The 3,114-nt window shown below is 63.0% G+C and carries 3 protein-coding genes; 2 read left to right on the top strand and 1 reads right to left on the bottom strand.

Features of this window, described 5'->3' with window-relative positions; all coding sequences use genetic code 11:
• Positions 1 to 262 precede the first annotated feature (262 nt).
• A complete protein-coding gene (locus PF446_RS10095; RefSeq protein ID WP_298071304.1) occupies positions 263 to 1,330 on the top strand; it encodes a lytic transglycosylase domain-containing protein in 1,068 nt (355 codons plus the stop codon).
• A gap of 49 nt (positions 1,331 to 1,379) precedes the next feature.
• Here the strand turns inward: PF446_RS10095 and PF446_RS10090 are convergent, their stop codons facing one another.
• Positions 1,380 to 2,591, bottom strand: a complete 1,212-nt coding sequence (locus PF446_RS10090; RefSeq protein ID WP_298071303.1) for a trypsin-like peptidase domain-containing protein — start codon at positions 2,589 to 2,591, stop codon at positions 1,380 to 1,382.
• A gap of 185 nt (positions 2,592 to 2,776) precedes the next feature.
• On the opposite strand from PF446_RS10090, the gene petA reads away from it, so the two are divergent.
• The coding region (gene petA, locus PF446_RS10085) for a ubiquinol-cytochrome c reductase iron-sulfur subunit (RefSeq protein WP_298071302.1) at positions 2,777 to 3,114 on the top strand (338 nt) is incomplete at its 3' end.

Genomic DNA, 3,114 nt, shown 5'->3' with positions numbered 1-3,114 from the left:
GTGCGACGCCTTCAGCACGTCGACCATCTTGGCCGAGTCATAGGCGTTCATCTGGCAGCCGTGGGTCTTGATGAAAAGCTTGCCGCTCATAGGTGAATCAACAGGTTGGAGGCGAACAGGGAAGTGTACGCCGCCGATCCTGCATCTTCCAGCGCGCGCGGGCTGCGGCTGGGGGAACCCGACATCTGAAAACGCTTGCCAAGGGTGTCTCCACGGATTTGGCATGGCCAATCCGTGACCGGACTCGCTTGGCAAAACATCAATGCTGACGCACACTTGGCGCATGCTCAAAGCCGCACGCCACGGAGGAAGCGGCCACCACCGGGCCCGCTTCCTCCCCAGCAAAACTTCCAGCCTTCTCCAGCTGGCGGCTTTGTGCGCGTTTGCCCTGACGCTGGTGCCGGCATCGCCGACGCGAGCGACCACCTTGTACAGCTGCGTGGGCAAGAGCGGCGAGACGGCCTTCACCAGCGATCGCGCCGGTTTCCATAAATGTCGCCGGATCCATGTCGATGCCCTGCCGGTGATGCATACGCCGAAGCTTGCGCTCCCCGCGAGCGCTGCTTCGGTCAAGCACGCAGCCTCTTCCGTGTCCCCCGCGGCATCCGTCGTGGCGACAGCCGCGCACCGTGGCGAAGTCTGGCAATATCGTCAACGGCCCGCCGCAGAAGTGCCTGCAGTGCCCAAGGGAATGGATGGCCGAAACGCGCGTGTTCTGCGCGGTTCGGTCTACCGCATCAGGCACGCCGACGGCAGCATCGAATACACCAACGTGAGTCCGCATGGCGCGCTCGCGCGCGGCGCACAGACCAAGACCCTGTTCACTTATATGGCCACTTGCGTGGCCTGCAACCTGCATTCGACGATCCATTGGGCGGATGTTCCGTTGCGGCTCGACGCATATGCGGGCGCCATTCGCGCGGCTGCCGCCAGGTACGCTGTGCAGCCCTCGCTGCTGCGGGCGGTGATCCATGCCGAGAGCGGCTACAACCCGCGCGCGATGTCGGCCAAGGGAGCGCAGGGTCTGATGCAACTGATGCCGTCGACGGCCGCGAGTATGGGCGTGAGCAATGCCTTCGATCCGGCGGACAATATCCGCGGCGGAGCGCGTTACCTGGCACAACTGCTCAAGACGTTTCATGGCGATGAACGTCTGGCGGAAGCCGCCTACAACGCCGGCCCCGATGCCGTACGGAAATTTGGTGGTGTGCCGCCCTTTGCCGAGACGCGTATCTACGTGAAACGGGTGAGCCTTCTGCACAAGCGCTACCGCAAGGCCTTGCGCCGGGCTGATGCTCTGGCATCCGGTGGCGGCAACCACGCGGACTGAGACCTTGCCTGCACGGCAGGGTGTGTAAAGGACAGGGGAGAAGTGAAGCCTACGGCTGGGCGGGCACACCCAGCGTGCTTAGCGGCGGACGCTTGGCCACGGTGAGCTTGCGCGTGAACGATGAGCCATTGTGCAGGCCCGAGATGGTGATTTTGGTGCCCGGTTTCAGGCTGGCCTCGCGCTGGCGCAGGGAGCCGGGATCGACAATGTCGTGCTTGCCCAGTTGCAACAGCACATCGCCGCGCCTGATGCCTGCCTGTGCCGCCGGGCTGCCGGGGTAGACGTCGGTGACCCAGACACCGCGCGCCGCGGGCGGCAGCCCGCTGTTGGCACTGATCGGCACGCTGGTGTACTGCAGGCCCAGCCAGCCGCGGATCACGTGACCGTGCGCGATGATCTGGTCGAGCACGTTCTTTGCCGTCGCCACGGGGATGGCAAAGCCGATACCCTCCGCACCGCTGGAACGTCCCAGCAGCGCGGTGTTGATGCCCACGAGATTTCCCTTGGCGTTGACCAGTGCACCACCGGAGTTTCCAAAGTTGATCGCGGCGTCGGTCTGGATGAACTGCTCGGGGTTGAGGGCATTGAGCTGACGGTTGATGGCGCTGATGATGCCCATGGTCACGGTTTGTCCGATACCGAAGGGATTGCCGATGGCCAGCACCACGTCGCCGACCTGGGGATTGTGACTGGCGATGTGAATGGCCGGCAGATCGCCCCCGACGTCGACCTTCAGAACGGCCAGATCGGTGTCCGGGTCCGAGCCGACCACGCTGGCTTCGGCCACGCGGCCGTCGTAGAGCAGCACCTGGATATTCTGTGCTCCCGCGATCACGTGGTTGTTGGTGAGCACATAGCCTTTGGTGCCCAGGATCACCCCGGAGCCAAGGTTTTGCTCGCGCCGACGCTGCACGGGTCCGATCGGAACATCTCCAAGCATCTGCTGCATCAGCGGATCGTTGAACCGTTGCATCGGTTGCTCGCTGACCACGCGATTGGCGTAGATGTTCACCACTGAGGGGGCGGCGCGTTGCACGGCATCGGCATAGGAACTGCGTGCATTGGCAGGGGGATTGTCGGCCGTGATGGCGGCGGAGGTCTTGTCGTTTTGCGTAACTGCGACGTGTTTCGGCGCCATGCCCAGGCGCGTTCGCAGCGCGCTGCCGGTCTGTGGCCAGATCAGTGCGATCACGAAAGCCATCGCCAGTCCGATCACGACGAACTGGGCGATGAAGGTCATCGTGCGGACGGCTTGTTTCATGCGCTCAAACAATATGCTTGCGAGAAAATGGGTGGCGGGGCGCTATGCCGGCAGGGGCATGGGAGCCTAATGGGTGCGGCAAAAAAGCGCTGAGCGATTGTACGCACTTGGCCCTGAGGCTACACTAAATTGATTTTGAGACTTGTCTCATAACAACCTCTGTGGCATACGTTCTGGAGAGCCAGATGGCGAATGAAGTCGTCGATCACGGTCGCCGCCGATTCCTCATAGCAACCACGGCAGTGGTCGGTGGGGCAGGTGTCGTGACAGCAGCCGTGCCATTCATCAAATCATGGCTGCCGAGTGCACGGGCCAGAGCCGCCGGGGCACCGGTGATAGCCGATATCGCCAAGATCGAGTCCGGTCAGATGGTGCGCTATCCATGGCGCAGCGTTCCCGTTTTCGTGGTCAACCGCACCGATGCGCAACTGGCCACGCTGACCAGCAAGGACGTGGAAAGCCGGCTGAGGGATCCCAACTGCGACGCCACCTCCCAGCAACCTTCGTACGCCAAGAACCCGTA

It is taken from the genome of Oleiagrimonas sp. (genome assembly GCF_027858935.1).
Classification (GTDB): domain Bacteria; phylum Pseudomonadota; class Gammaproteobacteria; order Xanthomonadales; family Rhodanobacteraceae; genus Oleiagrimonas.
This window is presented reverse-complemented; position numbering and strand designations above follow the sequence as displayed.